Below are 23,359 nucleotides of genomic sequence, written 5' to 3'. Positions count from 1 at the left end.
TTTTGCTTCGCTTTAGAATTTAATTGTCATTCACTTACTTGAATAAGCATATCGTATCCACTCGGAGTTGTTATGAAGATTTAATTAAGGTCAACTCGCGCTTAAATTAAAATCTATTGACAACATTCAAACAATTAAATAACATACGTAATATAACTTAAGTTATTTTTAGGAGGAACTACATTGCCACCCAAACCAAAGCTCACCAAAGAAGCCATCCTAAGCGCCGCTTTGGACTTGGTTCGAGAAGAAGGCACGGATGCCGTGAATGCCCGCAACGTCGCCAAAAAGCTCAACTGCTCCACTCAACCGATTTTCAGCCATTTCGCTTCCATGGAAGAACTCAAAGCCGCCGTCCGAGCCCAAGCCGAGCAGCTCTACAACGCGGCCATGATGGACGGATTGCAAAACAGCGGAGAAGGATTCCTCGGCATGGGTCTGGCTTATATCCGCTTCGCCCGCACCGAGAAAAGGCTGTTCCAGTTGCTGTTCATGTCCGGCGCGTTCCAACAGGAAAAAGTCGCCGAGATCGCCGGAACGACCGAGGGCGACGAGGAGATCATTCTCATGATCGCCCGGATGGCCGGATTAAGCCGCGATCAGGCGCAGCGCTTATACTCCGGCATCTGGTTCACCACGCACGGCATCGCTTCCCTGCTCGCAACCAACGGAAGCACGATGGACGACGCCGAGGCCAATCGAATCCTGCGCGACGTCTACAAAGGAATACTCATCGGTCTAAAACAAGAAAGCGAGGACACTTTACCATGATCAAATCCTTTATCCGCAAACACCCCTACGGAGCGGCTATTCTGGCTGCTCTGATCTGTACCTTTTTAACTTCTGTCGGTGCCGCCATCACGCAAATCGCCGTACTCGACGAAGTTCCCGGTTATCTGGCGATGTCTGCCGCTGTGGCTTGTTCCATATTGATCGGCTTTCTGCTTATGGCCCGTTCGGGTCACTCTCTGGCATTTTACGGATTCCGCAAACCTGCTTCGGGCAGTGTAAAAAAGGTTTGGTTGTTTGCCCCGCTGCTGCTCCTCGAAATCGTTCCTCTGGTGCTTTTCGCTCCCAAGTTCCAGGAACCCGGCGCGTTTTACCTGGTTCTTATCGTATTCACCATTCTCGTCGGAATCAATGAAGAAGTCTATTTCCGCGGATTAGTATTCGGCTTTATCCGTCAAAAAGGACCTAAAGCGGCTGTGATCGGCTCCTCAATCATCTTCGGCGCGCTGCACTCCGTCAACGCGCTCAGCGGAACCAACCCGTGGGCCGTTCTGCTGCAAATCGCGTTCGCTTTTCTGGCGGGTCTGGTGTTGGCCTTGATCGTGAGCATTACCAAAAGCTTATGGATCGGCATGTTGTGGCACACGGTACATAATTTTATCTCTTACGTAACCGAAACATCGCTGGACCGGACTGCGCTCATTGTGGTCGGCGTGCAGGTGTTGGTGATGTTGGTGTATGCGATCGGGTTGTGGAGAGCGGGGACGCGGGAGCAAATGTAACACTTAAAAAGATCCGAATTTTCTAAGAAGAAGACTTCATTTTATGAACAAGCACATACAGGATTCCAATGAAAAACACACACAAATATTGCCCTCTTGCGTACGCTTGCATGATTCAAAAATGTTCCGAATCGTGCTCCGAGCCGCATCCACCTCTATCCGCAGCGATTCTTCCGAATATATGATATTGTTCGAATTTCACCTATCCATGATAAACAACTAGGTAGGACATTATGCTTACTATGTTAATGACCATCGGGACAGTTGATTACAGGTCTCAAATTCCGTTTTTCCCCAAACATCAAAAAACACACAAAAACGGAATGTTTTTGTGTGTTTTTTAATATTTGAATCGTTCTATTTCATAGCCATAGTCGGCAGACGCATGGATACAAGCGAAGCGACGTTCGACCGTCAGCCGGGTTCTCTTTTTCAGTCTTTAAAAAACCTTCTTCACGCCCCGCTCACTCCGGTCAACTCCACCGACAAATCCCACAGCCGCTTCGCTTCTTCCGGATCGACCGCATAATCCTTCACGCCGACGCGCGGACCTTCCTCCTGCGCGGGCTTAGCGATGTCGCAATCTTCGCAATACACGCCGCCTTTGCCTTCAAGCTGCGGCGAAGTCGCAGCCCAGACCTGCGTCGCGGCCCCTTGTTCCGGCGTTTTGAAGCCCGGATTGCCTTTGCCGTCTTCGTCGATCCATTTCAGCGCGATCATTTCTTCCCGGCCCATATGCCGTTGAAGCGGGGTCAAAATGCCGCCCGGATGCACCGCGAAAGCGCGAACGCCCTGCTCCGCTCCGCGGCGGTCCAATTCTACGGCAAACAGCGAATTCGCCGTTTTGGATTGGCCGTAAGCTTCGAATTTATGATAGTTTCCTTCAAAGTTCAGGTTATCCCAACGAATCGGCGAAAAGTGATGCCCCGTCGAAGACGTCGACACGACCCGCGCGCCTTCGCCTGCGGTCAACAGCGGCCACAGCCGATTGATCAGCGCGAAATGCCCCAGATGATTCGTCGCGAATTGCAGCTCCCAGCCCGGGCCGACGCGCGTCTCCGGACTTGCCATCACTCCCGCGTTCAAGATCGCCAAGTCGATGCTGCGGCCGCTTGCCAGCACCCGATCCGCAAAAGCTTTGACGCTGTTCAAATCAGATAGATCCAACTCGTCAACCTCGACGTTCTCGATGCCGGATAGCGCTTCTTCAGCAGCTTTGGGGCGACGGGCAGGCACGATGACGCGCGCCCCGGCTTTGACCAGCGCTTTCGTCGTTTCCAGACCCAGGCCCGAATAGCCGCCCGTGACCAAAGCCAGCTTGCCGGACAAGTCGATTCCGTTCAAAACGTCGTTCGCCGTGCTTCTGAGACCGAATCCCGACTCGACCGGATGCTGCGGGGTTCGGGTATACGCTTGTGCCATATTAATTCGCTCCTTTGAGTTCGGATGGATTTGAAAGACTTTCGATGTTCTTCCTCCACTTTACTCCTTAGAGCGTACTATAAGTCAAGTTTGACGTATGAACGGATCAACGAATTTATTTACATCTTGGATACAATTCAGTTTTAAATCGGATACATTCTTCGAGTAAGATAACCTCAGAACAAGAAAACAAGACTTCGAAGGAGATGGATGAACAATGCGTTACACAAAATGGATGGCCGCTTCGCTCGCCGCAGGCGTACTTTTGACAGGAACCGTATCCGCGCAGACCGCTTCGGCGGCAAGCAGCACGACGCACTCGGCAGCCGCCGCTTCGACGACCGCCGCAAAAGCTCAAAAAGCGAACTTTACGGTAAGCGATGTGAATTATTCCGCCGCTCAATATAAAAGCATCGTCAAAGCCTTTGCAGCGTTCGACGGATTCGAGACCCCATACGTGCCGTCGCGCATGATCACGGGCGATGCCTTCAAAAAGGTAGCCGTATCCGGCGACAGCGTTACCTTCTCGTTCAAATACATGAAAGTATCGGTATCCCCGCGCGACGATTCCTACAGCTACAAAGGAACGACCGTGACGCTGCCGAACTCCAACAACGTCAAAGGCAAATGGTACAAAGTCGGCAAAACCGATATGCTCACCTTCCCGCTGAACGACCGGTTCGTGACGATTTACGCGCCTTACCATTCGCTGAGCAAAACGAAGCTGGAGCATGTGGCGGTGGACGTGACGCGGTATCAGCCAAAGAAATAACCATGCGTTTTAATAAATCCACAGGGAATTGGTTCCTGCTTGAAAACTCGCGTTTAACGCGGGTTTTTTCTTTTTCAAACTGCTTATCGAGACTTCTCCAAAACGTAAGGCCTAAGCCATGCTTCTCTGGTTCTATTGTTCGTTTCTATTTATCTTTTTATAATAAAAGGGATTATATTGAATATATGATAATTACATAATAACACTCTACTACATTTCGAAAGGAGATTATCCTTATCGCTATCGTTGATTTTTTTCTAAGAGTCGGCATTTGCGGGATTTTGATTTTCGGTTTATTGAGCTTTACTCAATTTTTGGGAAGAAATACTTTTGCGGCAAAAATCAATATGAAATTCACGTTCGTCTCGGTCGGTTTGATTTTATTCTCGGTTCCGATCGTCGTTTTTTCTTCCGTGCCCGCCCGACCGTTTCATATCGATTCTTTTTTATCGAGTCTGTTCCTGCCCGTTTTATTCGCGATCATAATCAACAGCAAACGGGGCGCCACCGATCCTCTAAACTCCCGACATCTAAAAGCCGTACTTGACGAGTGGAGAACGGGAAAAGAAAATCACTCTCCTTACGAACTCCGAAGAGATCGCACGGAGTCTTTGATCACTGCCGGCGTTTATGCGTTTATTCTGATCCTTCTAAGCCGAATCGACTTCTACGGCCATACCGCATTGATGTGGAACCTTGCGTTGATGGGAGTTGCTCACGTTGTATATTTTGGAAAGTATCAAGGCGTTTGCCCTTACTGCGACTATTCGCTGCAAAACGTTCCGGTTCACCGATCGGCATTTCAATGTCCCGTATGCGGGCAGCGCATCATTCAAAACGGAAACCGGCTCGATCGGCCAAGAGGCAGAAAAGCAGGTTGATTTATCGGATGATCGCAGACGGCATCGGGTTGTTTACTTCATGTTTGCCCGAGGCATCCGACTCATTTTCGCAAAAGACGGCCCTCCTTGAAATCCGGCTTTCCGATACAGATTTTCCGCCGGATTGCCCACCGTTACGCACAACTTGACCACGTCCGTATACGGTCGCGCTTGGTGTTTGACATGATGCAGCATTAATTCCGCGATTCCTCGGCCGCGGTGCGACGGCTCGACGCCGATTTCGGCGATCTCGGCAAAGCCGAGCGGCATCTTCTCCCCGACTCCCGCTATACAGACGCCGATCGGCTTTCCGGAATGTTTGTCCGCGACGTATACGGACAAATTCCGCTGACGGTATACGTCCAGCAAATATTGAATATCGCCGCGCAGTTCTTCATCGCTCGGCGTACCGAATATTTCGTAATCGAGACTGCCCGTATAAGCGCTTCGGATCAACTCCTGAATTTCGTTCAAATCGGTCGCGCCGTCAAAAGGATGCAGCGAGTATCCTTCCGCAAGCGCGATCATTTTCCCTGAACTTGCGGGACTGCACATAACGCGGCGAACAACCTGGGATTCAAAACCGCGAGCAAGCAAAATGTCCGCATCCTGCTGCATGACTCCGTTGATATGCGCGACCTTTTCCCCGAGGCTGCCGAGCAGTCCCGTCCAAAACTTCTCCCGATCCGAAAAAGGCGGAATCAGAAACGGATACATCAGCGTATCGCCCAGTTTCAGAATTCCGCCGATTCTTCGTCCTTCTTCCACGACCCAAAAGCAATCTTCCGTAAATTTCGTATCGTTCAATTGAGCGGTCCAGTCGTACCACATCTCGATATCGGCATTCGAATAGACGACTTGATTCACGGCAAACTCTTCTTGATTTGCCCGTTCCCATCGATAAACAGTCATCTGCGGTCCCTCGCATTCGTGAATAATTTAAGCAGGAAGCTCGCTCTTCAGGAAGCGTACAGACCCGCTTTCCGTATCCTAAACGAATTCGAGATCCGCGAATGAACGGTTCTTGCTCGAATCTCAAAACAAATCGATCTGCTCCACCGTCACCGGATTCAACTCCTCGGCCCGCACGCCGTAGCCTTCGAAAAATTCGCCGACCAGTCTGCGGTGGCAGTACCGATGGTCTTTGCAAAAGCAGATCAGCGCCACATCTTGCCCCCGCAGCAGTCTTTTGTACACGTCCCGCAAAGCACCAAGCTTCTCCTCGCTTTCCAACTCCCGCCGAAAGCGGCGCTCGTACTCGGGCCACCAGCTTTTGTCCGGGCGGTCCCTCCATTCGTCGAGATAGGTGTGGAAAAGGTCGGGCGAAGGCGACAGCGCGCGGACAGGCTCGACGTTCGAAATCTCCGCTCCCGCCCGCGTGATCAGCAGGCGATCCGCCTGAGTTTTCAGCTTTTTCAATCCGGGCAGGTTCGAGGTGTACAGCCTGCCGGACGGTTTGCGCGTATTCGTCAAAGCGCGATCTCCTTTCTTGTTCGGATTGATTCTCCTTTCAACCATAAACCGCTTCGGCACGCATTGAAAAACGCAAAAAAAGCCCGCGGAGTACGCGGACTTATAACTTCGTTCTTGATCCTGCGTGCCGCAGGGTTTCATTTCGCTTTCGGCAGCCTTTTATGCCGTCTCCCGCAGCTTTTCAACATCGCCGTCGCCGGAGGACGATACCAGCTCGCTCAGTCCGACGATCAGGCTTTCCAGCTCGCGGAAGCTGTCGACCATCTGTTTCGTGAGGTTCCGCTGTTCTTCCATGCCGGCCAAAATTTCTTCCGCCGCCGCGCTGGATTGCTCGGTCAGGCCCGAAATTTCCGTAACTTCGCCCACGACGTGTCCGGAAGAATCTTTCATCGTCACGGAGCTGCTTTCGATATGCGAAGCCTGCGTCAACACGTCGCGGGAGCTTTCGTCGATCGCGCGGAAAGCTTGTTCCGCCGTTTGAACCACGTCCCGGCTTTCCTCGAGCGAAACGCGCATGCTGTCGAAACGCCCGGTCAATTCGCTCGTGCGTCCTTGAAGCCGTACCAGGATCGAAGCGATTTCGGTCGCCGACCGCCCCGAATGCTCCGCGAGCTTGCGCACTTCGTCGGAAACGACCGCGAATCCTTTGCCGTGCTCGCCAGCCCGCGCCGCTTCGATCGCGGCGTTGAGCGCAAGCAAATTCGTTTGGCGGGCAATATCGGAGATGCCGTTCAAGATCTCCGTCATCGACTCGCTTTCCCGGTTAAAGCTCTGCATATCGTCGGCCGCCGTTTTCATGGCGTCGTACAGGCTGTCCATTCGCGTATTCAGCAGGTCCATTTTCGAGCTTCCGACCTGCGTGCTTCCGGCCATGTCCGCCGAGATGTCTTTCATCTGCTGCGAGTAAGCCGCCACGTTCCGGATATGGCCGTCCGTCAAAGCCAGCGATTCCGAAATTTCCGCCACGCTGGCCGCCTGCACTTCGACGCCCCGGGCCACTTCGCCGAAACCCAGCGTGATTTCGTCCGAAATCGTGACGGTGTCGTTGACTTTCCGTTTGAATCCGTCCGTGAATTCCGTCAGGCCTTCCACCGATTCCTTGACGCGGTTCAGCATGGCTTCGACGCGCGTCTGCGATTGCTCGATCTCTTCCCGGCGCTTCTCGCCGCTCAGGAAAAGCTTTTTGTTCACGTGGGACAGCGTGATCAGGATAATGCCCGTTACCGCGAACATGCTCAGGTTGATCAGATTGGTAAACGCGACGATCGGGTCCGCCGCGGGCTTGAACGTCAAGTGACCGACAAAATAGACCAAGATGACCGCGAACGCGATATTGTAATGCTTGCTGTCGGGATACAAAAGCAGCGGCAGCAAGATCAAAATGCCCTGCACGATGCTGATTTGTTCGAAGCTGGTCGTGACCGCGCTCAAAATGACCCATGCCGTGACGACCCAGGGAATGATCCGGATGCCTTTTTTGGCGAAGTTGGCGATCGTGACGCCTACCGGCACGATCAGGGAAATCAATACGATCGGCCAGATTTCCGGCAGGACGATAGCCAACGCCGCGCTGATCGAGGTGATCGCCCACAGCATATAGCTTACCAATTTGTTGCGCTTCCAAAGAATACTGTCTTTGCGATCCATGTTCCGATTCCGTCCTTTTCTTTGTCATGATGAAATTCGTCTGCTGATGTAATTCCTTGTCAACACTAAACAAGTTAGTAGAACGTTTTCGGTAAGCCGATTTCCTCTGAACCGGATCGATGAATCTATCGCGATCGACCGCTTCGAAGCCTTTTATCGCGTACTTGTACGCACCACTTTATACATATCGGAATAATTCGACAAGTTATTAAGCATTTTTTAAATTTCGTCATTATGCGACAGCAGAACGAACTTTTCACGGAATCATGTCCGAAACGGTGCGGCATTTCTTCTCAAAATCCGATCCGCTCCAGCATGGGTTCGCCCGCCAAAAACGGACGGCAGTACTCCCTGCACAGCATCGGCATGCGGCCGCGCATCCAGTCGTGCATCGCCGCGTTCCCGAAATGGAACACGTAGTAGCCGATGATCGCGACCAGCATGAATCCGTCGATCTGCCGAAGCTCGTTTTCGGTGCGGCGCCTGTTTCCGAAGTATACGTCCAAGAATCTTTCCCGCCAATCCGCCGGCAGCATCATGACCGCCATCGCCGTATCGGTCAGCGCATACCCCCGGCCGTAAAAGCCGAAATCGATCAGACGCACGCCGCCGTCCTCCGTCAGGATCGTATTGCCCAATCCGATATCGCCGTGGATCAAGCCGGGGCCTTCGTCGCCGTCCGCATCTCCGAGGCGCCGATTGACCAGGTCCAGCGTTTGCTCGATCGTATCCGCGTCTTCTTCGGCGAACAGACCTTGTCCGACGCCCGAACGGATCACGCCGGCCATTTTGACGTTGTACGCTTTACCCTGATGAGGACGGGCCTCGATCCCCGCAGGTTCATATTGGTCGAAAAAGGCATGCAGATTCGCAAGCTGCTCGCCCAATCCGCGGACCGTATTTTCGCAGGGCAGATCGTTTTTGATCAGATCGCGTCCCTCCAGCCAAGTAAGCAGCGAAGCGTGAACCTTTTTCCCGCTGCTTTCGAATGTCGTGACCAGTCCGCCTTGCCCGTTCCGTACCGGAATTTGGACCTCCCGTTCGTTCCAGCGTCCCCAATGCTCGAGCATGTCCAATTCCGCGGCGATGCCTTCGAACCGATGCTGAAGTCCCGCCATGTCCGGAACGAAAGGATCGTGAATGCGCAGCAGGTACTTTTTTCCCGATCCGTCCTGCACGCGGTAAGTCCGGTTCTCGTTATGCCTTAAAAAGGTCGCTACGGGACGTTCGAGATCGTAAAGCGATAAAAGATGCGTCAATTGTTCGTTTATGAGTGTGTTCACCGCGCTTCCCCTCCCTCTGTCGTGCCGTTCTTTTTTTCAGAAACGCTTGCGCCGTCCGTTCGTTTGCGCCCGCTTCCTTCGGTCATTCCCGCCGCCCGTTCCCCGCTCGAAGTATCTCAGCGCGACAAGCAGCATCTCGCAGACCGCTTTCCATACGATCACGGCCACGATCAACGCCGCGCCGCCCGCGATCAAGCCCAAAATCCAGCCGGGCCTTTCGCTTCCTGCATAAAAACCGTCCGACTGAAGAGACATGCCTTGAATCGGGTGCATCAGAGCGAACATCTTCCCGAACCGGTAAGCGGCATACAGGATCGGCAGCAGCCCCGCATAAAATAAGGTACGGATCAGCTCCAAAGCGGACTTGCGTCCGAATTCGAAAAATGGGTCGTCCATGGGTCACGTTCCTTCCGATATGAATGTCGGCGTGCGGCATTTGCCCTTGCTTTAACATACCCAATACATGGAGACGGTACCGCAGCTTCTCTTTATGATGAACGTCCGCACTCGGCCCGATGTTGTTTTTCAGAGAAAAAATTCAAAGGATCGGATACAAAACAGACTCGGGCGCCGTCTTATCCATCAGATCTCAAGAACGTATTCCCGAAGGAGAAGACCATGTCAAAATCCCGCAAACTTATCTTTTACGCAACGCTGTTGTACACGCTTTTGATCCTGTACTTCATGTTTTTCGCTTTCGGCAGAGGCGATACGGCAGCGGATCAATACACGTTTATTTTCGAACTCGATAATTTTTTGAAATTGCCGAATCCTTCCGAACTGTTTCCTCCGACGCTGATGGACCTCGTAGGCTGGGGCAATACGGCGGCGTTCATTCCTTTCGGCATCTTGATTCCTTGGTTGTACGGAGTGAAATTCGTTCGCTTCATGCTCGGTTTCTTCGCGTCTATTCTAGTGCTGGAAACCGTTCAGGCGCTGACCCTGCTCGGCAGCTTCGATATTAACGACGCGCTGCAAAACTCGGTCGGCGCGGCGATCGGATTCGCGGCTTACGCGATCGGCAAACGCGTTCAAAACGTAAAGAAAAGTTTGGCCGTCATGGCCGTCTCCGTCGCGCTGCTGCTGGCCGCGAACTGGACGGTCGGCTTCGGCGTCGATTGGGTTATCGCCGAAAAGCCGGGTCCTTTCGTCGCTTTGAACGAATGGGAAAACGGCGGCGGATCTTCGGCCGAGAACGTCGAGCCGCGTCCTTTTGAAATCGGCGGTCAAACCGTTATGCCTGAATTCAACCTGTACGGCGCCGAAGACCGGAAAACGAAGACCTACCGCTACAAGCTCGACGACAAAGCGAGTTATTTTTACTTGCAGTACGGCATTCCCGACTCGGGCGATTTCGAAGGCAGCATCCGCGTATCCGTGAACGGGCAGGAGGTCTTGTCCAATTCCGAACAATATCAACAGCACGCGCCGGACGTATTCGAATGGCATTTCGACCAGCCCGCCGAGCTGACGCTTACGTTGGAAGGCGGCGAACAAGCTTGGGATGTCGGATATCGGAAGCTTCAGCATCGATGGGAATAAACGGGGAAGGTATCAAAAAAAGAAAAGCCGTCGGCGTGATTAACGCCGACGGCTTTTTTAATGGAATGAAACAGACTCGTTAAGCGGATTTTTCAGGCTTCTCTACTTCTACCCCGTTAAGGATCAAACGCAGGTTAATGTCCGCTTTGAGCGAGTCGGAGACTGCGCAGTACTTTTCTTCGGCCATCAGCAGCGCTTTCCAGATCCGATAATCGGGAACGCTGCCGTCGATACGGAAAAACAGATCGATCGACGTAAAGCCCGACGGGTTGGTTTCTTTGCGCGTTCCTTCGGCTTGGATCTTGATGCGGGTAATGTCGGACAAAAACCGATCCAAAATCATGGTGATGTCGATCCCCATGCAGCCTCCGAGTCCGGCCAACAGCAGTTCCATCGGCGTCATGCCTTCGCCGTTCCCGCCGTACTTCGGCGTGGCGTCCATGCCTACGGAGTAACCGGAGGGTCCGGTCGAATCGAACTTGCGGCCGCCTTTCCAGATTGTCGATACGTTCATGATGAATAACCTTCTTCCTTAAACTTTACTTTGACTTAAACCTTACTTTGACTTAAACCTTACTTTGACTTAAATTTCATTAATCTGACGCAAAAATTTGCGTGTCCGCTCTTGCTGGGGGTCTTCGAAAAAGCTCTGCGGAGCCGCTTCTTCGACGATGTTTCCGTCCGCCATCAGCACGACTTTGGTCGCCACTTCGCGGGCGAACTTCATTTCGTGCGACACGACCAGCATCGTCATGCCTTCTTGAGCCAGCTCGCGCATCACGCTCAGCACTTCGCCGACCAGTTCGGGATCCAGCGCGGAAGTCGGTTCGTCGAACAGCATGACGGCCGGTTCCATTGCCAGCGAACGGGCGATCGCGACCCGCTGCTGCTGCCCGCCCGAGAGTCGGGACGGATAATAGTCTTCGCGGTCCGCGAGCCCGACGCGGTGCAGCAGCTTGCGGCCGATCGCTACGGCCTGCTCTTTGGGCAGCTTTTTCACGGTGATCAAGCCTTCGGTCACGTTGCCGAGCGCGGTCATATGCGGATACAGGTTGAACTGCTGGAATACCATGCCGCTTTGCTTCCGAATCTCGCGCGTGGCCTGCTGGCGCGCGCGCTTGGAAGCCGCCGACTCCACCCGAATGCCGTTCACTTCGAAGCTGCCGCCCGAAATGTCTTCCAGACCGTTCAGGCAGCGCAGCAGCGTGCTTTTGCCCGAACCGCTCGGCCCCAGCACGACCACGATATCCTTCGCCGCCACTTGAAGATCGATATTTTTCAACACTTCGAGATCCTGAAAATGTTTGGACAAACCTGTCGTCGTTATCATCGCTTCATCTCCATGTTCAGTAAGCTTTGGCCAGTCTGCGTTCGAAGCGTTCCAAGATGAAGGACAGCCCCGTACTCATGACCCAATACATCACGCCGATCGCCAAATAAAAAGGCATGTATTGGTAGTATTGAGCGATCAGCAGCTGCGCTTGACGAAGCAGCTCGCTGACCGTAATGACCGAAACGAGCGACGTTTCTTTGAGCATGCCGATAAACGTATTGCCCATCGGCGGGATCGCGATGCGCATGGCTTGCGGCAGCACGACCCGGCGCATCGCCTGCCAAGGCGTCATGCCGGTCGAATACGCGGCTTCCAACTGACCTTTGGGAACCGAAAGAATCGCTCCGCGAAACGTCTCGGACAAATAAGCGCCGGCATTCACGCTGAGCGCGATATAGGCCGCCGTCAAGGAGCCCAACGTGATCCCGTAATCCACGACCCCGTAATAAATAATCACGATCTGCACCAAAAGCGGCGTGCCCCTAATGATGGATACATAGACGCGGGCCAGCCAGCGAATCGGCCGATTGCCTTTGAGACGGGCGATCGCCACGACCAGTCCGATCATCAGACCGAAGAACATGGACACGATCGTCAGCAATAACGTAAACCCTGCGCCCTTCAGCAAGAAGGGCAGATTGTCGAACACGAGCTGCATGGATTCTACCGCCTTTCTGCCGGAGGGCGAATGTTCCCGTATTTATTTGGCCGGCGCTTCGCCGAACCATTTTTTGAAAATCGTATCGTAGGTGCCGTCTTCCTTCATATCCGCCAACGCTTTGTTCATGGCTTCCTGCAGCTCCGCATTGTCTTTGCGAAGAGCGATGCCGGCTTCGTCCGATTTGATCGGTTCGCCTACCGCTTTGATCTTGAACCCGTTCTCGTCCACGATCGGCTTCAAGGCATACAGGTTGTTGATCGTGGCGTCGATGCGGCCCGCATCCAAGTCTTTCAGCGACGTAATGACGTCATCGTAAGTCTTGATTTCGAAATCGCCGACTTGCGGCAAAACCTCGGTACGCAGATACGTTTCGTCGTTGGTGCCGAGTCCGACCCCTACTTTTTTGCCTTTGAAATCTTCCAGCTTCGTGATATCGCCGTTGCCCTCGTTCACGATGATTTTGACTTGGTTCGTGATGTAGGGATCGGTGAAATCGATCTGCGTTTTGCGTTCGTCCGTGATCGTGACTTGGCTGACCACGACGTCGAATTTTTTCGCCTGAAGGCTCGGGATCAATCCGGAAAATTCCTGCGTCGTGAATTCCGCTTTCACTCCGATGCGCTTGGCGACTTCTTTGGCGATATCCGGATCGAAACCGTCCACTTCTTTTTGTTCGTTCAAAAAGGTGTACGGCGGGTAAGTGCCCATCGTGCCGACCTTGATCAAGCCGGCTTTTTTGATCTGCTCCAATTCGTTCGCGGATGCCGCTCCCGAGTTCGAGTTTCCTCCGCACCCGCTCAGCACCAGGCTGAACGTTGTCAGTGCCGCGAGAGTCATTCCTGCCCATTTACGTTTCATCATCTTTTTTCTCCCCTTATCCTTATCTGGACTTTCCCAATAATCCGTAAAACTCGAAATTCGCCAACTCGCCCGCCAAATTTCCGGCATCCGACTCCGCGATCTTGGCATGCATATCGCCCGAGCCGAACAGCCAGCGCGAGAGCAGGCCTTCGCACATGCTCATCAGCAGAGCGGCGCGAAGCTCGACGTCGATTTCTTCCGGCAGCATGCGCAGCTCTTTCGCCCGTTGAATATTGCGCCGAAAGCCCTGCTCCATCGCGTTCCGGGCCGCGGCAATGCTTTGCCTGATCGTCAGGTCGGCTCCGTTGCCAGTCAATAGGATCTCCATCAGATGACGGTTATCCTCGGCGAAACCGAACAATCGGAGGAATAAAGCTTCCGAAGCTTTGACCATGTCGTCGATATCTCCCGGATCCTGCCGATAGCCTTGGTCGATCACCTGCAGCAGACGTTCTTTGCCCTGCTCGATAATCTCCAGCCCGATCGCTTCCTTGCTTTTGAAATGCCAATAGAAAGTGCCCTGCGCGACGCCCGCTTCGGATACGATGTCGGATATCTTCGTTTGATGATAGCCCAGCCTGGCGAACTTCTCTAAAGCAATCTCCATCAATTGAGTTTTTCGATCGATCAGTTCCTTGCTCTTTTCCTCATTCGATTCATCGTTAGGCAATCTGTATCCCCTTCCCGATTGACGAGTCAGTCAGTTCTTATTTTTAAATCCTATGGGATAACTCAGGTATTGTCAAGCAGATTTCTGAGCGACGAAAAAAGCCCGCGTCCGCCGCGGGCTTCCCTGCTCCAAACCAACTTAAACCTCTTCCCCCGTCCCGATCGGATTATCGTCATACGAGATCCAATCGCTCCAGCTTCCCGGATACAGCCGCACGCTTTTGAACCCGGCCTGCTCCAACGCCAATACGTTCGGCGTCGCGCTCACGCCGGAGCCGCAGTACACGACGATCTCCGCTTCTTTGTCCACGGTCTCGAAGTGTTTCTCCAGTTCCTCCGTGCTTTTGTACGATCCGTCTTCATTAAAAAGGTCCTTCCAGAAGAAATTGATCGCCCCCGGAATATGGCCGCCGACCTGGTCCATCGTCTCGTTCTGGCCCAAGTAACGGTCGTGAGCACGGGAATCGATCAGCACCGGGGTGAAAAAGACCGTCGGATCGCCGGCCGCGGGGATCACGATATCCTGCACCGGCACGTCGCCGCGCTCGGCCGCCATCTCCTGCTCGACGCCTTCCACGATCTGTTCCGCTTTGATCGTGCCGACGATCCGCTGCACCTCGTTCACGTCCGTCACCAGATGCTGCTGCACGTTCGGGATAAAGGTCGAAGGCACGCGTACCGCCTGCTTGTCGTCGACCGCTAAAGGTACGATTTTTTCTTCTACATTTACATAAGCCCTAACTCTGTTTTCGCGGAGATATAGTCGCTATAAAACCTCTCCAATTTAAGTTTATGTTCTGGATGAACAGCTATAATAAATCGCTGAGTAGAAGTCGCTAAAAATGAAGCGAAAACCCCTAAATTGAAGTTATCTTCATTTGGGTCAACTTTAGCCTGTAACGGCAGTAATCCTTTTGAATGCCAGTCACGCAACGCCAAATAACCATGTGCACTTTGAGACAGAGATCCATACAAATATTTCATAAAACGCGGGTCATCTTCACTTGCTTTTATTAATTGATTTACACTTGTGGGTCCATTGTTAAGAGAATACCATTTAGGGTATTGTTTATATTTGGAATTTCTTTTCATCCTTTCGTATTCATTTCTTATAGACGCGTATTCAGGCTGCTCTATAATTTCGATATGCATTTTTCTGATTTCTTCCATTTGCTCTTTATCGATGCCTAGTTCTTCATAGGTGTCCATAAGCAAAGCGGCACTTTCAATCTGTATGAGATGATATGACACTTTGTACGCTGTCGCACGACGTTTAAACTTTTTTGCATCTTTTAGTATATATTTTAATGTCAAGTAGTGTTCAAGAAAACTTCTGTAGTTCAATTCGTTTGAAACGCGTAAACCATTTTCGGCACTAATTTTAGCACTAAGACTTAACTCAAGAATTGATCTATATAGAGCTGCAACGATTATGCTTTCTTCAGCTTTATTATTACTATTTTTCAAAAAAGAATTTAACTCTTCTTCGGCAAATGATATACAATACTCTAACAATTGATGGACATTTTTTATTTTCATTTTGTACCTCCAATATGTTTTTAAATCTATTATATATGACCACTTTTACAGTTTACTAGGGTGTAAGTATGACGAATCTTAATCGATTTTCCTAAACAATAATTGAGTCTATAAGTTCGATAAGGTAGACGATGAAAAATGATTTGATATGCTACTTTTCACAAAATGAAATTCTCTTGATTTCCGGGTCACCCACATGTTCCTTTTTTTCCAAAAGGAGCGAGTCTATGTTATTTACTCAAGAAATAGAGCGATTTTTGCACCATGCACAACACCAAGATTATTTGCCCTGTTCGCTTCTCCTTCACGGTCATGCCGAGATCATTTCCACAGTGCCAGCCCTCATGTACAAATACGTAGAAATGGCTGACGAGACTTTGTTACGCATGCTTCTCCAGTATGGATTGGATGTGAACGTACAAGATTTCGGCGGCAGAACTCTGCTTAGCTTTGCTTGTAAGCTTGGCGATTCTTCGCTTATTGCTTTTCTGTTAGAACAAGGTGCCGATGCTTCCATCGTACAAGATTCTGGAGAAACCCCGCTGATGGTGGCTGCAGCTAGAGGAAACTTGTCCTGTATAAAGCTCCTTCTTGAACATAATGCTGATCTTAATTACAGATCCGGGGATGGCCGCACAGCACTTTCTGAAGCCATCGACAACTTTCAAACGGAGGCTGTACATTTTTTGCTGGGCAACGGGGTTTTACGGGCCTAACTCTGTAAAACAAAGTTTTGTGATGTGCAGCACAGTTTTGTTGTCTGGTTACGCACAGAACCTTAGATACGTGTCCAGTATGCTGTAAGTAGTCTGTGATTGGGGGTTTAACATATGAATAAACTTAAAAAACTTCTTCTAGGTGCTATGGCCACTACGCTTCTTCTTGGCACTGCACCGCTCACAAAGTTAGATACAGCACATGCAGCCACTACGTCATTCACCGACATTTCCGGCCACTGGGCTGAAGCTGCCATTAAACAAGCGGCGAACCTTGGACTCGTTAAAGGATATGCAGATGGTAGCTTCAAACCAGGAAGTAACGTTACACGCGGGGAATTTGCGGTGATGCTGGCTCGGGCTACGAAGCAAACCCCAAGCATGACTGGTGTGGCATTCAGTGATGTAGCGAAAAATAACTACGCCTACGCCAGTGTAAACAAAATTACAGCGCTTGGCTTTGTAAAGAAAACGGACTACAGTGCCGGTCTTAAACCAAACACTGCAATGAGCAGAGAAGAAATTGCAAAGTGGTTGGCTACAGGGCTTGCGGCATCAAGTGCAGAGTTCAATAAGGCACTGAGTGATGTAGCCGGGCCTTACGCGCTTGTACCGGTCACGGAGTTCTACAAAGGCGGTCTGAATAAATCTAACATCCCGAACATTTCAGTCATGATGGGTACGGGAATCATGATGGGAGACACGAAAGGCAGCTTTAAACCTCGTGCCAATGTAACGCGGGCAGAGGTTGCAAGCATTCTGATTCGCTACATGGGGGTTGAAGGAAGTAAAGCCTCCGGGTACACAGCCCTTAACGAGCTTCGGGAAGTTGCGACTACAGGCACAAACGTAACGTCGTTTACACCACTTGAGTACGTAAAGACAAATAACACGTCAACGTTTAAAGAAATGATTGGGAAAGACATTAAGATGAAGAGCGCTGTTGCTGATGTAAAAGTACACCGGATGATCCTGCTAGATCTTGATGTACAGACGAAGGCAAAGCACAGCATCTACACAGATATGTTTAGTAAAGACACGTGGAACTGGCGTACAGGATATGTAATTCTTACTGAGCAAACGGCAAAGGCAAATATGGATCCATATAAGCTTACAAGTACAGTATTCCAGAACTCTACGATGGATCCATCTATAGGCATTGGTAACTTGGCACAATCGGAGACCACGGATTACGGTGTAACATTCGGCGGGTTCCATCTAGAAAAAGTGAATGGTCTGTACAAGAGCGTGCCGTATCTTAGCCAGAGTACAGCGAAGAGATTCTGGGGAGTCGGACGCAGTGTAGGAAAAAATACGAAAACAACACGGATGACATCCTGATGTATGCTAAAGACGGAACTAACATGAAGCTTGTAAATAGTAAATAAGATAAAGGCCCTGGAGTACATGCTCTGGGGTCTGTTCATGTTCTTAGTTATACTGTGTACAGTTTGTTTAGGTAAGTGATTGTCCGTATCAAATAATAGTATTTAGTCGATTACACATTTACATGAAAAGACCCCCACTACTTCAGTGAGGGTCTAATTTATTACTTGAAGTAAATGTAAAGCGAATCGTACGCTGTTGGATCCGGGGACACCGTTACAGTGTAGTTGCCCACTTTCTGCGTTGTGTCCTTACCCGTTTTAACAGCGCTTTGCAGGGTGTTTACGAAGCTATCCGGTACTTTAACGCCAGCTGCTTGCAGAGTTTCTACTGCAAGTTTCAGGCTCGCCGTTTCGCTTGCTCTGAACGAGATAACGCGACCGCTTGCGGACTTGCTTTCCGGTATACGGTAAGCTACAGATGTCTTCCCTGCTGTACTTCTGATGACCATACCTTCTGCACTAGACTCCGTTGTGTATCCTTTGTACGTATTCGATCCTGCGATTACTTTCTCGATAGCAGCTTGTACACCTTTAATGCCGCTTGGAACTTGCGGCGTTGGTGTAGGCGTTGCAGGCGTGCTCGGGAATCTTGGGCGCTCTTTAAGCGTTTCAAGACCACGAGTTTTTACACGCTGGATGAAAGCTACGGCTTCCGCACGTGTGAGGTAATCATTTCCTTTGTAACCGGCTACCGTGTTGCCCGTTTTACCAGCGGCCAGGTTGTTAGTAAGCAGGTACTGGATGGCTGCAGCGTCAACAAGGTTTACACCGTTTGCGCCGGCTATAATGTTCGCAACTTCACCCCGCGTAATCGCTTGTTCCCGTGTAGCTCGTCCAACGGCGTCGTTACTTACACCGTTGACAGGCCAGTTGAGGTTCTTTGCGATGACGTACACCGGATCCGCCCAGTGCTTCTGGCCCTTAGTCGGTGTAACCTTCTGGTAGGCCGAGATGAACATCATGAGGAATTCGGATTCAGAAACCTGTTTCTCCGGTCGGAATGTACCATCCGGATATCCTTTTACGACGTTGTTTGCGATGGCCCACTGGACGGTGGAATAAGCCCAGTTGGACTTTTTGACATCATCGAATTGGTTCGCTGCACTTACATTTCCCGCTACAAGAGTTATGGAAAGCGTAACCCCTCCAATCACCCCCAGCAGTTTCTTTCCAAAAGCGTTCATTCTTTTTATCCCTCCGTTATGTTCAAAGTAAAACGCCCGTTCATCAAATAATCCAAATCGTCTGCTTGTCAAGAACCGTGTCTACAAGAGACGGGTATTTCTTGTTGCTTCGGCCGCCTGCGTGCAAGCAAACCTTAAAAAGGGGCTTATGCAAACGGAGCAACAAGTTTTATAATAAAGATTGGAAAATAAAAGATTTACAAGAGAATAGAGGGGATACACCGTTGTACCATTCCGTAACCGACACTCCGTTTTTTAAAGATATCGTCAAAGACGAAGATGTTGAATGGGTAAGCTCAAAGTTCCGGGAAAAGACGTTCAACAAAGGCCAGGTGTTGTACATGCATGGCGATGAAGGACACGAGATGTATATCATCAAATCCGGTGCACTCAAGATCTACCGTCATGATGAAAACCGGGAAATCATCTTCGGACACCAATTCCCTGGAGAAGCGATTGGTGAACTTGAGATTTTCCACCACGATAATCATCGCACAGCTTCTGTTGCTACAATTGAGAAAACAACGCTTTGGGTCGTGACTCGTTCGGCTATAGAAGAGCTTGTAGCACGTTACCCGGCCATTTTACGCAAAACCATCTACATACTCAGCGAACGTCTTAGTCAAGCGGATCGGAAGCTCGAATATCTGGCGTTTCTTGATGTCAGAATTCGAGTAGCTAATCTTCTGCTAGACCTTCACTCCAATTTCGGCAAAGAAACCGAAAGCGGACTGTTGATCGACTGGAAGATCACACAGCAGCATTTCGCCAACATGATCGGTGTAGGTCGGGAAAGTGCCGCAAGAATCCTGAAAGAGTTTCATGATCAAGGTGTCATTGAGCTAAAGAATCGCCGGACCTACATCTTGAAACTGGACGTGCTAAAAAGGTTGTCTGGAGGAGAAACCCAACCGGGTAGCGAACGTCTTTGGCATTCCACACACAAATACGATCTCAACACTTCGCATTTTAGGCACTCGTAATACCGTTTAACTAACTTCTATTATAGTGGATTTACGCCAGCGTTTCTGTGCGTACTTCCGCTATTTTTTTGTGTTCTTCCGCACAAATCGACCTTTCGGATACAGGGGTACATGAGATTTTATTGTCGCATTACGATGGGCCATGCTTGGATCATTTTAGATTTTAGTATAGGAGGGTGTACTAAAAGCCATAGGTGAAACCGACCAAATGGTTGCGTTAAACCGCCACGCGCAGGGAGATTGGGGAAACGTCGGCAGAAGATGAAGGCGGGATTTGTTACAAAGAAAAAAACCGAACAAGCATTGGCTAAAATGCTAACGGAACTTGGGCGGGGAAGTTACATTGAAGAAACTACGGAGAGTGTACAGGATTATTTTTTGAAATATCTAGAGTTAAAGCGACCAAACGTTAGACCCGGCACAATGAAAACTTACAAGTGGCTAGTGAATTATCACATCATCCCGAAGCTTGGACAGATCCCGATAGCCAAGCTCAAATCGGCTCACCTAGTCGCGATGTACGAAAGGCTACGGGTTGAAGATGGATTGTCACCACAATCCGTGAATCACGTTCACAAGGTTTTGCACGATGCACTGGCTATAGCCGTCAGACACGAAACGCTCCATCGCAATGTAGCCACTGGTCAAGCCGCCAAAAATCCCAAAAGCCAAAACAAACGTCTGGACAAACGACGAGCTTTCACAGTTTCTCGACTACGCGAAGCCATACCGCTACTACATGATCATCTTGCTGGCAGCTGCTTGCGGACTACGTCGGGGCGAAGCCATCGCACTCCGTTGGATCGATGTTGATCTGGAGGCCAAGACTCTTACCGTCAAGCATTCCTACACGCGTGGCGAACATGGTCATGCCTTCCATGAGCCAAAGACGAAAGCCGGAATCCGAACGATCGCAATGCCGGAAATTGTAGTTGCAGCAATGAAACGACAAAAAGCCCTGCAAGCGCAGGACAAGCTGGCCGCAGGACCGAATTACAAAGATTTTGGGCTGGTTAGTCAAACCAAACGAGGTTTGCCGATCAACCCGTATTATTTTGAAACGCGCTGGCTGGACATGCTAAAGAAATCTGGGTTGCCGAAGATCCGGTTCCATGATCTCAGGCATACGCATGCTTCGCTGCTGCTCAAGCAGAATGTGCATCCGAAGATTGTATCTGAACGGCTTGGGCATTCTTCTGTAGGAATTACGCTTGATCGTTATTCGCATACGTATGGGATTGATTATGAAGCCGCACGCCGTTTTGACAAGTTATTATTTTGAAAACATCTTAATATAAAAACTGCTTAGTCTACATCAATCATCAAACTTGATCTAGACTAAGCAACGATTTTAATCTTCTTCTGGTTTGAGCTTCTTTTCTTCACGAATTTCAGAGGACTGAGTGAAATGTTCTGTACGTGTGGTGATCATACTATCTGCGCCTTCAAGAACACTTTTCGTTTTGATGACAGGAGTTTTTTCATCTTTAGCCTGTGTACCCTTGCCAATATTACGCAAATAGTAATCAATAGGTTTTTGAGCCATACTATACACCTCCTTTTAAAGGAACTGAGAAAGAACAATCATAATTAAAGCCGGTAATACAGCACCCACTGTGCAATAACAACCTCTCTGATATTGTATCGCTTTAGTTTCATTTAAAGGATTATTTCCTTTAAGAATTTCACTGTATTTTAAAGCATAGCCTAAAGCTAATCTATTCTTTTCCGTTCTAGCATGGGACTCTTCTACATCATCAACGTTTAATCTTTCATATTTATTTACTGACAAAACTTTAATAAAATAGTACAAGCTTATAAGTAATAAAGCTACTGAAATAATTAACAGAAGCATATAAGAAGTATAAATGAATCCTTCAATAGCATAATCGATTTTTGCATTTTTAAAACTTTCAAATTTAAAAAAAGAAACCAAAAATGTTAACAATGTTACAATGATAGGAATCAAAACACCGGCTCTTGTTTCTAAAGTAGACTTTCTGTTGTTCTCAATATCATACTCTCTTTGTACTATAGAAAGTAGCAAATCAGCTGAAGGGAACTCATTAGAATCTACTTCTGGGATTGGTGGTGTACCAGAGGACGGGTCAGACATGTCTTTTCTCCTAATCAATTTGAATTTATAGGTATATCTTACATCAACAATTCTTCAAAGATCAACATTATTTTTTATTTTCCATAGATTCAGGCAATAACACTTAGGTCTTTTATCATAGAAGTTAACTTGAATCTTCTTACTTTTATACATAAAATAATTAGTATAATATCGAAATTAAGGGGTGATTTAATGGTCACATATAGTAAAAAAATGGATGAGATTAACTTGGACGAGATTAAGCAAATTGAAGAATTCAACATGAAAGAAGATCAATATCATGAATTCAAAAGTGAATTTCCCCATCCTGATTCATTTTGCGCGGCAATCACTTCTTTTGCGAATTCTCACGGCGGTGATCTGTTTCTAGGGATTGATGCCCCCGAAAATGCAGATGTCGTATTGAAAGGAATTACCACATCTGATTCTGATAAAGAGCTTTTAAAATATATGAACATCCTTCAAAATGGTGTGGAACCTAAACTTCCTAATGTAGAAAGCAAAGTTTTTAAAGTAGATGAGAATAAATATGTTTTTCTATTCAGAATCAAACGCAGTTCACTTCGTCCACACCGAGTAAAAAATTCCGGGAAATTTTATTCTCGAAAGTCTAACGGAAAATTCCCACTAGATGTGTTTGAATTGCGGAAAATGTTTAATGAAAGTGACGAGTTCTCTGAAAAAATAAATCGCTTTAGAGAAGAAAGAGCGCTTCATTATTATGCTCAGTATCCTAATCAATCTTTCATGCTAATACAGCTCATTCCTGTATCTTGTTTTGAAAATCGAAATATCCTTGATTTATCGTTATATGATCAATTGAGCTTAAAGCCTTTAGCAAGCGCCGAATGGAACCCGAGAATTAATTTTAATGGCATTGTATCTACTGCAAGAAATCATTCAATTACTCAAATTTTCAGAAATGGAATTATTGAAGGTTTTACTATTCGACTAACTAGAGAAAACAAAATAGCATCTTTATATTTTGTTCAGAAAATCTCCGAATTTGTTCACCAAAACATTAGAAACTATGAGCTTATGGAAATGGTAGAACCTTTTTATATATCCGTTTCATTATTCGGAGTAAGTGGGCATGAATTTATTATTGACGGTTTCTCTTTCGATACACCCGAACCACTTAATGAAGATGTTCTAGTCTTTCCAGAGATTCTCATAGAAGGAAGAGAAGACGTTTCGGATAAGCTAAACATAATTTACGATGCACTTTGGAATGCTTTTGGATTTAAAAAATATCCTCAAAGAACGCCTTGAAAGTGCAGGACCAAAGATCGTTGGCTGTTCGTTGATTAAACTCTCAAAATCCCTACAGTCTCGTTGATTCTACGTGGCACATCTTCGTTTCATCGCGCCATTTCCA

At 48.9% G+C, this 23,359-nt stretch carries 25 protein-coding genes and 2 pseudogenes; 11 read left to right on the top strand and 16 right to left on the bottom strand.

The window, feature by feature from the left end; all coding sequences use genetic code 11:
* Positions 1-183 precede the first annotated feature (183 nt).
* Together HRQ63_RS13580 and HRQ63_RS13575 are read left to right on the top strand one after the other, a co-directional pair.
* Complete coding sequence (locus tag HRQ63_RS13580) at positions 184-771, top strand: TetR/AcrR family transcriptional regulator (RefSeq protein WP_172244532.1); 588 nt, start codon at positions 184-186, stop codon at positions 769-771.
* On the top strand, positions 768-1,511 hold the full coding sequence (locus HRQ63_RS13575) for a CPBP family intramembrane glutamic endopeptidase (RefSeq protein WP_172244530.1): 744 nt from the start codon (positions 768-770) through the stop codon (positions 1,509-1,511). Before HRQ63_RS13580 ends, HRQ63_RS13575 begins: the two co-directional genes overlap by 4 nt.
* A gap of 453 nt (positions 1,512-1,964) precedes the next feature.
* On the opposite strand, the gene HRQ63_RS13570 is transcribed toward HRQ63_RS13575, so the two are convergent.
* Positions 1,965-2,933: an SDR family NAD(P)-dependent oxidoreductase gene (locus HRQ63_RS13570; RefSeq protein WP_172244528.1), complete on the bottom strand. Its 969-nt coding sequence runs from the start codon at positions 2,931-2,933 to the stop codon at positions 1,965-1,967.
* A 217-nt stretch (positions 2,934-3,150) separates the two neighbouring features.
* Here HRQ63_RS13570 and HRQ63_RS13565 point away from each other — a divergent pair, with 217 nt between their 5' ends.
* Together HRQ63_RS13565 and HRQ63_RS13560 are read left to right on the top strand one after the other, a co-directional pair.
* Positions 3,151-3,705 (top strand): hypothetical protein, encoded by a 555-nt coding sequence (locus tag HRQ63_RS13565; protein ID WP_172244526.1) that lies wholly within the window; start codon positions 3,151-3,153, stop codon positions 3,703-3,705.
* Between the two features lie 271 nt (positions 3,706-3,976).
* On the top strand, positions 3,977-4,252 hold the full coding sequence (locus HRQ63_RS13560) for a hypothetical protein (RefSeq protein WP_172244524.1): 276 nt from the start codon (positions 3,977-3,979) through the stop codon (positions 4,250-4,252).
* Between the two features lie 367 nt (positions 4,253-4,619).
* Here HRQ63_RS13560 and HRQ63_RS13555 read toward each other — a convergent pair whose 3' ends face one another.
* The 5 genes from HRQ63_RS13555 to HRQ63_RS13535 form a co-directional block, all read right to left on the bottom strand.
* Positions 4,620-5,498, bottom strand: a complete 879-nt coding sequence (locus tag HRQ63_RS13555) for a GNAT family N-acetyltransferase (RefSeq protein ID WP_172244522.1) — start codon at positions 5,496-5,498, stop codon at positions 4,620-4,622.
* A 123-nt stretch (positions 5,499-5,621) separates the two neighbouring features.
* Positions 5,622-6,059: a DUF488 domain-containing protein gene (locus tag HRQ63_RS13550; RefSeq protein ID WP_172244520.1), complete on the bottom strand. Its 438-nt coding sequence runs from the start codon at positions 6,057-6,059 to the stop codon at positions 5,622-5,624.
* Positions 6,060-6,218: 159 nt separating this feature from the next.
* A complete protein-coding gene (locus HRQ63_RS13545; protein WP_172244518.1) occupies positions 6,219-7,706 on the bottom strand; it encodes a methyl-accepting chemotaxis protein in 1,488 nt (495 codons plus the stop codon).
* 293 nt (positions 7,707-7,999) lie between these two features.
* Positions 8,000-8,989 (bottom strand): phosphotransferase enzyme family protein, encoded by a 990-nt coding sequence (locus HRQ63_RS13540; RefSeq protein WP_172244516.1) that lies wholly within the window; start codon positions 8,987-8,989, stop codon positions 8,000-8,002.
* Positions 8,990-9,025: 36 nt separating this feature from the next.
* Entirely contained in the window at positions 9,026-9,385 is a 360-nt protein-coding gene (locus HRQ63_RS13535) for a hypothetical protein (protein ID WP_172244514.1), read from the bottom strand.
* A 222-nt stretch (positions 9,386-9,607) separates the two neighbouring features.
* Between HRQ63_RS13535 and HRQ63_RS13530 the strand changes: the two genes are divergently transcribed.
* Entirely contained in the window at positions 9,608-10,531 is a 924-nt protein-coding gene (locus HRQ63_RS13530; RefSeq protein WP_172244512.1) for a VanZ family protein, read from the top strand.
* Positions 10,532-10,610: 79 nt separating this feature from the next.
* Here the strand turns inward: HRQ63_RS13530 and HRQ63_RS13525 are convergent, their stop codons facing one another.
* The 7 genes and pseudogenes from HRQ63_RS13525 to HRQ63_RS13495 form a co-directional block, all read right to left on the bottom strand.
* Positions 10,611-11,045, bottom strand: coding sequence for an OsmC family protein (locus HRQ63_RS13525; RefSeq protein ID WP_172244510.1), 435 nt, complete (start codon positions 11,043-11,045; stop codon positions 10,611-10,613).
* Positions 11,046-11,114: 69 nt separating this feature from the next.
* The gene (locus HRQ63_RS13520; RefSeq protein WP_172244508.1) at positions 11,115-11,861 is read right to left on the bottom strand and encodes an amino acid ABC transporter ATP-binding protein; all 747 of its coding nucleotides are present in this window, start codon (positions 11,859-11,861) and stop codon (positions 11,115-11,117) included.
* Between the two features lie 16 nt (positions 11,862-11,877).
* Positions 11,878-12,522 (bottom strand): amino acid ABC transporter permease, encoded by a 645-nt coding sequence (locus HRQ63_RS13515; RefSeq protein ID WP_172244506.1) that lies wholly within the window; start codon positions 12,520-12,522, stop codon positions 11,878-11,880.
* Positions 12,523-12,564: 42 nt separating this feature from the next.
* Positions 12,565-13,386 carry a substrate-binding periplasmic protein gene (locus tag HRQ63_RS13510; protein WP_172244504.1) on the bottom strand — a complete coding sequence of 274 codons (822 nt, stop codon included), beginning with the start codon at positions 13,384-13,386 and terminating at the stop codon, positions 12,565-12,567.
* Between the two features lie 19 nt (positions 13,387-13,405).
* Positions 13,406-13,993 carry a TetR/AcrR family transcriptional regulator gene (locus HRQ63_RS13505; RefSeq protein ID WP_172245090.1) on the bottom strand — a complete coding sequence of 196 codons (588 nt, stop codon included), beginning with the start codon at positions 13,991-13,993 and terminating at the stop codon, positions 13,406-13,408.
* A gap of 201 nt (positions 13,994-14,194) precedes the next feature.
* Positions 14,195-14,539: pseudogene (locus tag HRQ63_RS26415) on the bottom strand (sulfurtransferase); the annotation flags it as partial.
* A 242-nt stretch (positions 14,540-14,781) separates the two neighbouring features.
* A complete protein-coding gene (locus HRQ63_RS13495) occupies positions 14,782-15,594 on the bottom strand; it encodes a DUF5677 domain-containing protein (protein WP_172244502.1) in 813 nt (270 codons plus the stop codon).
* 227 nt (positions 15,595-15,821) lie between these two features.
* Here HRQ63_RS13495 and HRQ63_RS13490 point away from each other — a divergent pair, with 227 nt between their 5' ends.
* Together HRQ63_RS13490 and HRQ63_RS13485 are read left to right on the top strand one after the other, a co-directional pair.
* A complete protein-coding gene (locus tag HRQ63_RS13490; protein WP_172244500.1) occupies positions 15,822-16,310 on the top strand; it encodes an ankyrin repeat domain-containing protein in 489 nt (162 codons plus the stop codon).
* Positions 16,311-16,424: 114 nt separating this feature from the next.
* Positions 16,425-17,651 carry an S-layer homology domain-containing protein gene (locus HRQ63_RS13485; protein ID WP_172244498.1) on the top strand — a complete coding sequence of 409 codons (1,227 nt, stop codon included), beginning with the start codon at positions 16,425-16,427 and terminating at the stop codon, positions 17,649-17,651.
* Positions 17,652-17,859: 208 nt separating this feature from the next.
* On the opposite strand, the gene HRQ63_RS13480 is transcribed toward HRQ63_RS13485, so the two are convergent.
* The gene (locus HRQ63_RS13480) at positions 17,860-18,882 is read right to left on the bottom strand and encodes an S-layer homology domain-containing protein (protein ID WP_172244496.1); all 1,023 of its coding nucleotides are present in this window, start codon (positions 18,880-18,882) and stop codon (positions 17,860-17,862) included.
* A 224-nt stretch (positions 18,883-19,106) separates the two neighbouring features.
* Here HRQ63_RS13480 and HRQ63_RS13475 point away from each other — a divergent pair, with 224 nt between their 5' ends.
* From HRQ63_RS13475 to HRQ63_RS13465, 3 genes and pseudogenes are all read left to right on the top strand, one after another.
* Complete coding sequence (locus HRQ63_RS13475) at positions 19,107-19,865, top strand: Crp/Fnr family transcriptional regulator (RefSeq protein WP_172244494.1); 759 nt, start codon at positions 19,107-19,109, stop codon at positions 19,863-19,865.
* Positions 19,866-20,105: 240 nt separating this feature from the next.
* A pseudogene (locus tag HRQ63_RS26370) lies at positions 20,106-20,378 on the top strand (tyrosine-type recombinase/integrase); the annotation flags it as partial.
* 127 nt (positions 20,379-20,505) lie between these two features.
* Positions 20,506-21,147, top strand: a complete 642-nt coding sequence (locus HRQ63_RS13465; protein ID WP_280529311.1) for a site-specific integrase — start codon at positions 20,506-20,508, stop codon at positions 21,145-21,147.
* A gap of 69 nt (positions 21,148-21,216) precedes the next feature.
* Here HRQ63_RS13465 and HRQ63_RS13460 read toward each other — a convergent pair whose 3' ends face one another.
* Entirely contained in the window at positions 21,217-21,411 is a 195-nt protein-coding gene (locus HRQ63_RS13460; protein WP_172244488.1) for a hypothetical protein, read from the bottom strand.
* A gap of 15 nt (positions 21,412-21,426) precedes the next feature.
* Positions 21,427-21,981, bottom strand: coding sequence for a hypothetical protein (locus tag HRQ63_RS13455; protein WP_172244486.1), 555 nt, complete (start codon positions 21,979-21,981; stop codon positions 21,427-21,429).
* Positions 21,982-22,173: 192 nt separating this feature from the next.
* Between HRQ63_RS13455 and HRQ63_RS13450 the strand changes: the two genes are divergently transcribed.
* A complete protein-coding gene (locus HRQ63_RS13450) occupies positions 22,174-23,253 on the top strand; it encodes an AlbA family DNA-binding domain-containing protein (RefSeq protein ID WP_172244484.1) in 1,080 nt (359 codons plus the stop codon).
* The last annotated feature ends 106 nt before the right edge of the window (positions 23,254-23,359 follow it).

Origin of the sequence: Saccharibacillus endophyticus (assembly GCF_013185185.1) — a bacterium.
Lineage (GTDB): Bacteria > Bacillota > Bacilli > Paenibacillales > Paenibacillaceae > Saccharibacillus > Saccharibacillus endophyticus.
The sequence above is the reverse complement of the archived record's forward strand: the minus strand, read 5'-3'. Positions and strand labels throughout refer to the sequence as shown.

Bases quoted from the DNA above. Each gene is read 5' to 3' on its own strand.
- HRQ63_RS13555 (WP_172244522.1), bottom strand. From the start codon at position 5,498: ATGACTGTTTATCGATGGGAACGGGCAAATCAAGAAGAGTTTGCCGTG.
- HRQ63_RS13485 (WP_172244498.1), top strand. From the start codon at position 16,425: ATGAATAAACTTAAAAAACTTCTTCTAGGTGCTATGGCCACTACGCTT.
- HRQ63_RS13510 (WP_172244504.1), bottom strand. From the start codon at position 13,386: ATGATGAAACGTAAATGGGCAGGAATGACTCTCGCGGCACTGACAACG.
- HRQ63_RS13505 (WP_172245090.1), bottom strand. From the start codon at position 13,993: ATGGAGATTGCTTTAGAGAAGTTCGCCAGGCTGGGCTATCATCAAACG.
- HRQ63_RS13530 (WP_172244512.1), top strand. From the start codon at position 9,608: ATGTCAAAATCCCGCAAACTTATCTTTTACGCAACGCTGTTGTACACG.
- HRQ63_RS13495 (WP_172244502.1), bottom strand. From the start codon at position 15,594: ATGAAAATAAAAAATGTCCATCAATTGTTAGAGTATTGTATATCATTT.
- HRQ63_RS13565 (WP_172244526.1), top strand. From the start codon at position 3,151: ATGCGTTACACAAAATGGATGGCCGCTTCGCTCGCCGCAGGCGTACTT.
- HRQ63_RS13450 (WP_172244484.1), top strand. From the start codon at position 22,174: ATGGTCACATATAGTAAAAAAATGGATGAGATTAACTTGGACGAGATT.
- HRQ63_RS13535 (WP_172244514.1), bottom strand. From the start codon at position 9,385: ATGGACGACCCATTTTTCGAATTCGGACGCAAGTCCGCTTTGGAGCTG.
- HRQ63_RS13545 (WP_172244518.1), bottom strand. From the start codon at position 7,706: ATGGATCGCAAAGACAGTATTCTTTGGAAGCGCAACAAATTGGTAAGC.
- HRQ63_RS13575 (WP_172244530.1), top strand. From the start codon at position 768: ATGATCAAATCCTTTATCCGCAAACACCCCTACGGAGCGGCTATTCTG.
- HRQ63_RS13460 (WP_172244488.1), bottom strand. From the start codon at position 21,411: ATGGCTCAAAAACCTATTGATTACTATTTGCGTAATATTGGCAAGGGT.
- HRQ63_RS13515 (WP_172244506.1), bottom strand. From the start codon at position 12,522: ATGCAGCTCGTGTTCGACAATCTGCCCTTCTTGCTGAAGGGCGCAGGG.
- HRQ63_RS13455 (WP_172244486.1), bottom strand. From the start codon at position 21,981: ATGTCTGACCCGTCCTCTGGTACACCACCAATCCCAGAAGTAGATTCT.
- HRQ63_RS13525 (WP_172244510.1), bottom strand. From the start codon at position 11,045: ATGAACGTATCGACAATCTGGAAAGGCGGCCGCAAGTTCGATTCGACC.
- HRQ63_RS13520 (WP_172244508.1), bottom strand. From the start codon at position 11,861: ATGATAACGACGACAGGTTTGTCCAAACATTTTCAGGATCTCGAAGTG.
- HRQ63_RS13570 (WP_172244528.1), bottom strand. From the start codon at position 2,933: ATGGCACAAGCGTATACCCGAACCCCGCAGCATCCGGTCGAGTCGGGA.
- HRQ63_RS13490 (WP_172244500.1), top strand. From the start codon at position 15,822: ATGTTATTTACTCAAGAAATAGAGCGATTTTTGCACCATGCACAACAC.
- HRQ63_RS13480 (WP_172244496.1), bottom strand. From the start codon at position 18,882: ATGAACGCTTTTGGAAAGAAACTGCTGGGGGTGATTGGAGGGGTTACG.